Genomic DNA, 7,261 nt, shown 5'->3' with positions numbered 1-7,261 from the left:
GCGCTTTTCGTTTCGTTTCGTTCGTTGTGTCTTTATTCTTTCAGCGACCGTATTCTCTGTCAAATTCGGCGCTTTCGGAATTCCGACCGCACCCCGTCTCCGGGGCAACCCCTCTAACTTACCAGCCGATCCAGACACATGCGAATCGTCCGGACCGAGCCAGAAGATGAGGGGAGTTGCCGGGCATCTCCGAGGCTCTCTCGAGCCCCTGGCCGCCCTGCGCGGACAACTCTAGCAGCCCCGAGCGCCTGCTTCGCGCCACTCGGGTAATCACATGGTCCTTCCCTCCCCTCAGGTCACTCAAACCTCGGCATGACCTCACCTGTTCGGATGACGGGCCGGCTTGGTCGCGCGGCAAGCCGACGTCAACCCATTCGCAATCGCGTGACGGTACGAAGTACTCACGAGCACTCTGCACCCTCGGAGGTGTCCCCCATGACCCGCTCGGAGTTCGATGACATCCGCGCCTTCCTCGCCGACGAGGCGACCCACGGCGGCGACCTGCTGCGGGTCGCCCGGACTCTGATCGACGACCTGGAGCACGTCCGCATGCGTGAGGCCATCCTGCGGACGTACTACCTGCGTCTCCTCACCGCGGCGCGCGCCACCGTGGCGGCCGACACGGTCGGTTCGCCCGATCCGTTGGTCTTCCTCAAGCACGAGCTCGCCGAGCACGGCCAGCTCCCCGAGGAGGGCGAGGCGGTGCAGCGCATCCTGTCCGACGCGCGGGCGGCCGAGGCGTTGCTCGCCTGCCTGGAGCAGAACGGTCAGCGGCAGCGCCCCCAGGGCATGCGCCTGCGCCGGTGCGTCGGCACCGGCCGACGGCTGTCCCACTGAGCAGCCTCTCCCACCGACCGGTCACGGACTTCCCGCCGACCGGCAGCAGCTGCCGCAGACCATCGACCCCTGCTGACCAGCCGTACTGTCGCCTGACGGACATCGACTCACGCTGACCGGCCGTACTGCCGTCTGAAGGGCCATCGACTCCTTCTGATCGGCTGGGCTCGCGTCTGACGGACCATTTACTCCGCCTGATCGGCTGGGCCGGCACCTCGGACCATTGACGGACTCTCGGCGTCGTGCCGACCAACCACCATCCCGTCCGCCCGGCCGCCGCTGCGCTCTGATCGGCCATCGTTCCTGTCTGACCGGCCACCCGCACGAGCGCGTTCAGCGCATCGCCGAATGCTCGCTCGAACCGCTCCAGCCCGGTCCCGAACACCTCCAGGTCCACCCACGGCCCGCCCCTCGCGACCGGCTGCCGCCGTCTCTGCGCTCGCCCGGCAACAGCACTCATGTGTGCGCTACGTCCCGGCCTGTCATGGACGGCCATAGGGACTCCGTGCCCGGTTCGCCAGCTGCGTCCGCGAAGTGCCCGAGCTCCCGTGAAGAGTTCTGAGCTTCCGCAAGGCGCCGGTGACCGGCCGGGGCCTCGACTTAGCTCTTGAGTGGGCGCCCGCCTGCGCTGCACGGTCAACGCCATCGGTTGTCACCTGCTGAGCGGTTGCGCGCATCCCCCCGTCTACGCTGCTCGGTTGCGGCAGGCAGTGCTTGTCCTGGACGGGCCTGGCCGTCGCGAGGCTATGGCGTCTCAGTCCTTCCGGGCTGCGGCACCAGATCGGCAACGGAACTCGCCCCCGCCGGGCGTCCAGGATGCGTGCCCCGTCACGCCGTTCACATCCGGAGGGGGCGCTCAGCCCGCCGTGACCAACGGCGGAAGCTGTGTGAGGCGCCCTCGCGGGGTGACTGGATGACGACTTCGCACATACCCACCCTTGGTGCTAGTGCTGTCAGACTGCGCGTATGTGGCAGCGAGGGTTGAATTGGGCGGCAGTCGCCTTTGTGGGGATATTCGGCCTAATGTGGGTTGGCGTAGTGATTTACGCGGACGCCCAATCCGCCCTCTGGATGCGCGCCGGGGAGACGATCTTCGGCCTGCTCCTCACCGGTTGGGCCGTCCAAAGGGCCGCCACAATGATCATCAGAGCGTGAGTGCCATGAGCGAGCAACTCTACGAAATCAGCCATGACATGGGCGACGACGTACAGGAATCGTGGGTCGCCATGTATCGCGACAGGTTCCCGGAGCGGCATCGCATCGCGGAGATCGATGACGAGGTCGCGCGCGGCATCTCGCGTTGGGTCCACGAGGAGGACCCGCGTGAGTCCGACGCGCACGTGGACCTGCTGGAAGAGCCCCGATCGTACTTCGAGGAAGACGATCGGGGCGGGGTGGGCTGAACCTTCGACCTCGTCGGTCTCTCAGGGCTGGTACGGCGGCGCGACGCCCCAGCCCCATCGCGGCACCGGTGCGCTCTTCATCGGTTCGGCGTCCGGCTGGGAGTTGTGCAGGGCCAACCTGGTTCCCCATTCGATGTAGCCGGCGAACGCCGCCCTGAACTCGGGATCGTCCGGCAAGCCCACCTCGTCGGCGGCGTCCATGAGCAGGCTCACCCAGCGGCGCCGCTGTGGTTCGGTGATCGCCTTGCCCAGGTGCATGGACAGCATGTGGGGATAACCGCCGCGCTCCTTCGTGTAGCGGTCGGGACCGCCGAACACCTCCGCCAGCCACATCGCGACATAGCGGGGGTGCTCAGGATCCATGTGCCGGAACAGCGGGCCGACCAGATCGTCCTTCACGACTTGCGCGTAGAAAGCTTCCGTGAGGCGCTCCAGCGCCTCCGTTCCGCCCGCCCACTCGAAGAGGGTCGGCACTGTCTCATCTGTCACGTAATCATGTAATCAGGTAGTGCTGAAGCAGCTCAACCCCATTCCGAGGACATGCCGCCGACGGCGGAGCAAGCCCGAAGGTACAGCCCGAAGGCGCAGGATCTGGACGGCTCTGGATGGAGAATGCCGTCCAGCAGGCGCCACGTCCATGACGAGGGTGTCGCACGCGGGCGCCGACTTCTCCGCGCCTTCACCCCGCACGCAGGTCTTCACCTCGCAGGTACGTCTGCACCTCACGGACAGGTGGCACGTTCGGCTCCGCGCACCGGTCGCATGGTTCGGGGCTCACCTTGCTCGCAGCTCACGCACCAGGGGCAACTCGCGCAGTCGGGCGGCACGCCGGTCACCTGTGAAGGGCTTCGCCGCTCATCCCTTCATCGCGAGAACGCCCCAGCGCGACGCGAAGCCTGGACAATCTTCGGATGGCCTTCAACCACAATGATCACTACCACTCCTTGCTGACCAGGCAGATTCCTCCCGGAGCCCGCCGGGCGCTCGACGTGGGGTGCGGAACGGGGCGATTCGCGCGGACGCTCGCGGCCCGAGGGCTGGACGTGGAGGCGGTCGATCCCGACAAGGCCGTCATCGACGCCGCGACGGGGCAAGGCATCCGTTACATCCACGGCGACATCACGACCATGGAGCTGGAACCCGGCCGCTACGACTACATCTCGTGCCTGGCGAGCCTGCACCATGTGCCGTTCGACACCGTACGCACGTTGAGGGCGGCGCTGGCGCCCGGCGGGGTGCTGGCCGTGCTGGGGTGCTACCGGGCGAGCGCTCCTTCGGATTACCTGTTCGACCTGCTGGCCATCCCCGCCAACGCCGCGATGCGGCTCGCGTTGATCGGACGTCCCGCTCCGGAGGTCGACGCGCCGGTGGCTGCGCCGAGCATGACCTTGGCGGAAGTCAAGGGGGAGGCCGCGACGCTGCTGCCCGGGGCGCGGATCAGGCGGCTGTTGTTCTGGCGCTATCTACTGACTTTTCGGGCGGTGTGAGGTGTTCGGCGAAGCTTCCCGCTGAGCTCGGTGGTTCCCACGCTGTACGAGCGGCGTCGGTCTGCCGGGCGTCAGGACCCGGGGTCCGGGCAGATTCGGCGACCCCGCACGCGGGCGTCGGGTCAGCCGATGGCGAGGGCCTCGTCGTTCGGGTCGTCCGCGAAGCCGGGGACCCAGCGGATGACCTCGTCGCGAAACCGGGCCGTCGTGTTGAGCTGGCACAAGACGCCGACACCGGCCGCGTGGACACGGTGGATGAGGACGTACGACACCGGAAGGTTGAGCTGACGCACCACGTTCGTCGGGCGCAGGTCGGTGGCGGTGGCGGCCTGCGCCTGGAGCCATTCCCGGCTGAACGTGAACTCCTCCACCGCCGTGGGCTCGACGTACGGGGCGAGGAACGCGCGCAACGCGTCCGGGTCCACCTCTATCTCCGGGCGGATGAAGCCCTCTTCCCTCAGACCGTCGACCACGGTCTGCATGTCGCCCTGGTTGAAGATCCGGGTCAATTGGCCGAACGCCTTCGGGTAGCCGTCCGGCAGCCGGTTGACGGCGCCGAAGTCGAGAATGCCCAGCTTGCCGTTCGGCAGCATGCGGAAGTTGCCCGGATGCGGGTCGGCGTGGAGCATGCCGACGCGCGACGGCGAGGAGAAGAGAAAGCGGACGAACAGCAGCCCCATCCGGTCGCGCTCCTCCTTGGTGCCCTCGGCGATGATCCGGGACAGCGGCGTGCCCTCCATCCACTCGCTGACGAGCACCATCTCGTTGGCGGCGATCACATCGGGGACGTGGAAGTCGGGGTCGTCCATGAACTCCAGGGCGAAGGCGTGCTGCGCCTCCGCCTCGCGGAGGTAGTCCAGCTCCTCGGCGATGCGCTCGCGCAGCTCCGCCAGCACGGCCTTGATGTCCAGGCCCGGCAGCATGACCCCGAACAGCTTGCCGAGCCGGGCGAGCTGGGCGAAGTCACCGAGCAGCGCCTTGCCCGCCCCCGGGTACTGGATCTTGACGGCGGCCTCCCGGCCGTCGTGCCAGACAGCCCGGTGAACCTGGCCGATCGACGCGGCGGCCGTGGGCTTGTCGTCGAACGAGATGAAGTGGTCGCGCCAGTCGTCGCCGAGCTGCTCGGCCAGCACCTTGTGAACGGTGGCCGCGGGCAGCGGGGGCGCCGCCTCCTGCAACCGGGTCAGGGTGGCACGGTAGGGGCCCGCGATCTCCTGGGGCAGGGCGGCCTCGAAGATGGACAGAGCCTGTCCCACCTTCATCGCTCCGCCCTTGAGTTCGCCGAGCACCTTGAAGATCTGCTCGGCCGTCCGTTGCTGGATCTCCAGGGCGACCGTCTCGGCCGGCTTGCCGCCGATCCGCTTGCCGAGTCCAAGGGCGGCGCGGCCGGCGAACCCCAGAGGAAGGGTGGCCAGCTTGGCGGAGCGCGTGACGGCGCGGCGCGGAAGATCGCTCACACTGATGCGCGGCCTCTCTCGGCGAGAAACCGCTCCCCCTTTCGACGGTCGGCGCCGGGACACCTCAGTCGCCCTCGGGCGACACGACCATTCTTAGCGAATAAGGATTGTTTCGCATACAACGACATTCAGGATGACGCGTCCAGGGCGCGCTGCACCAGCGTCCGTCGGGGGTCACGTCGGTTGTGCAGTTCGTCACAGCGGACGGGCGGCCGTCCAGATACGCCAGCGCGTGGCCTGTCGCGGCGGCGGCCACGGCCGTGGCCAGGGTGGTGTCGCAGGCGAGCTCGCCTGGCGGGTAGCCGCCGAGGCGGGCCGTCACCATCGCCCATCCGGGGTCGCGGTCGCGCCGGGTCAGGTCGAGGCAGTGCAGGCACGCCGTACGGCCCGGCAGGACGAGCGGCCCCACGGACCCGTGTCCCTCGAACGCGGAGGCCAGCAGGTGCGGGATGCCCAGCTCGGCCAGCTCGTTGACCAGGACGAAGTCGAGCGGGTCGACGGGTGCCAGGATGACGAGGTCGGGGCGGTGCGTCCCGTCGCCGAGATAGGGGCCGCCGGCTTGCACCAGGGTGGACGGGGTGCCGGGAGGGGCCGGCGGGGTGATGGTCGGGTGGGGGCGGGCGTGATCTCGCGCCGGTTGGAGGCTCCTTCTTGGGCTGGCGGGGTGGGCGTGGACGTCGTCTGGTGCCGTTGGTGGGCGATCGTCGGGCTGGCCAACCTTGGGTGGGTCGCCTTGGCCGCGGGCTGATGGTGCGTTGTCTTGGGCCGGGGCCGATGGTGGGTGCGGGTTCGGGGGCTGAGTGAATCCGGCTGCCGTTGGTGGGTGGTCGCCGGGTCGGAGAGAAGGTGTGCTCGTCTGCTTCGGGCGGGCGAGAGGGGGGACGGTGGTCGAGGAAATGTGCTTCGCGCGAGGGTGCGGGCCCCGCCGGCTCGGGATCGGCGGGGTGGGGGTGGGGCGACCGGCCGTCGGAGGGTTGTTCGACGGCGGCGTCCCCCTCGCTGTCTGGCCAGGCGTCCCGTTCGCTTCCTGGCTCGGAGCGCCGTTCACTTGCCGGCTCGGTGTGCCGTTCGCTTGCCGGCTTGGGGAAGCGCCGCCGGAGGTGAGGCGGCGGGCGGTGGCCACGGCGCCGCCCTGGCGGCTGAGGCCGAGCTCGCTCCACGTCAGGCCCCCGGGCGTGAGGTCGCGGGGTCGGACGGGGCCCGGGTCGAACACCCGGATGTCGCCCACTCCGCACGAGGCCAGCAGGGTGACGATCTGCGCCCCGACCCGGCCCGCTCCGTAGACGCGCACCCGCGCTCGTCTCCTCGCCGCGAACGCGGCGGAGCCGCCGTCGGAGCCCGCGGACGCCAGGTCGAGGGCGTCCACGTCAGGCTCCAGCCGGTCGCGCTCGGTCAGGGACAGCCCGCGCAGTGACACGTGGTCAGCTGAGGCGTCGTGGAGCACCCTGCGGGCAATGAGCTGGTCGAGCAGCGCGCGGGCCATCGGCTCGTCCAGGCCGGCCGCGGACGCGGCGCGCAGCACCTGCCGCATGTCGCGCGTGCCGTCGAGCAGGGCCAGCCATCGCCGGACCGGGGCGGTGAGACCGGTCAGGATGACCGCTCTGGCGGGGTGCGCCCCGATCTGCAGGGTGTGCTCGTCGCGGAGGATGCGGCGGAGGGCGGGCTTCACACGTGGCCTCATGGGCGGAAGGTTTCCACGTCGCGGTCGCTTCGGGTGCCGCGTTCTCGCAGGCTGTGGATAAGTCGGCGAGGTGGGACGGCGGTTGTGGAAAACGTGGAGGAAGAGGAAGACAGCAAGGACAGTAAGGACAGCGAGGAGGGCCTGGAAAGCACTGCGGGTGTGAGGTCGCCGCTCCCCCGGGTCGTGCGGAATGCTGTGGGGCCGCCGGACTTCCCCCGGCGTTGCGCGGAATGTTGTCCGAAGGGGCTGCCCGGAGAGGGCGCGCCCCCTCCTTGAGCGCCCGTTGACGAATCGCCACGGGCACGGCGTGGTCCGCGCTCCAATCCGCCGAAGTCCGGCGTTACAGCGACGGACAAGCGAAGGGCAGCCGTCAGAAGCGGGATCTCACGCACTCCT

At 69.1% G+C, this 7,261-nt stretch carries 6 protein-coding genes; 3 read left to right on the top strand and 3 right to left on the bottom strand.

The window, feature by feature from the left end; all coding sequences use genetic code 11:
- Positions 1-435 precede the first annotated feature (435 nt).
- Together HT134_RS41305 and HT134_RS41300 are read left to right on the top strand one after the other, a co-directional pair.
- Positions 436-837, top strand: a complete 402-nt coding sequence (locus HT134_RS41305) for a hypothetical protein (protein ID WP_175605944.1) — start codon at positions 436-438, stop codon at positions 835-837.
- A 1,160-nt stretch (positions 838-1,997) separates the two neighbouring features.
- The gene (locus tag HT134_RS41300; protein ID WP_175605943.1) at positions 1,998-2,240 is read left to right on the top strand and encodes a hypothetical protein; all 243 of its coding nucleotides are present in this window, start codon (positions 1,998-2,000) and stop codon (positions 2,238-2,240) included.
- Positions 2,241-2,261: 21 nt separating this feature from the next.
- On the opposite strand, the gene HT134_RS41295 is transcribed toward HT134_RS41300, so the two are convergent.
- Positions 2,262-2,729, bottom strand: a complete 468-nt coding sequence (locus tag HT134_RS41295) for a group II truncated hemoglobin (protein ID WP_175605942.1) — start codon at positions 2,727-2,729, stop codon at positions 2,262-2,264.
- Between the two features lie 422 nt (positions 2,730-3,151).
- Here HT134_RS41295 and HT134_RS41290 point away from each other — a divergent pair, with 422 nt between their 5' ends.
- Positions 3,152-3,727 carry a class I SAM-dependent methyltransferase gene (locus tag HT134_RS41290; RefSeq protein WP_175605941.1) on the top strand — a complete coding sequence of 192 codons (576 nt, stop codon included), beginning with the start codon at positions 3,152-3,154 and terminating at the stop codon, positions 3,725-3,727.
- 122 nt (positions 3,728-3,849) lie between these two features.
- Here the strand turns inward: HT134_RS41290 and HT134_RS41285 are convergent, their stop codons facing one another.
- Both HT134_RS41285 and HT134_RS41280 read right to left on the bottom strand, forming a co-directional pair.
- Positions 3,850-5,184, bottom strand: coding sequence for an ABC1 kinase family protein (locus HT134_RS41285; protein ID WP_175605940.1), 1,335 nt, complete (start codon positions 5,182-5,184; stop codon positions 3,850-3,852).
- A 64-nt stretch (positions 5,185-5,248) separates the two neighbouring features.
- Positions 5,249-6,865 (bottom strand): ThiF family adenylyltransferase, encoded by a 1,617-nt coding sequence (locus HT134_RS41280; RefSeq protein WP_175605939.1) that lies wholly within the window; start codon positions 6,863-6,865, stop codon positions 5,249-5,251.
- Positions 6,866-7,261 lie beyond the last annotated feature (396 nt).

The sequence above is a fragment of the Nonomuraea rhodomycinica genome (assembly GCF_013363995.1).
Lineage (GTDB): Bacteria > Actinomycetota > Actinomycetes > Streptosporangiales > Streptosporangiaceae > Nonomuraea > Nonomuraea rhodomycinica.
This window is presented reverse-complemented; position numbering and strand designations above follow the sequence as displayed.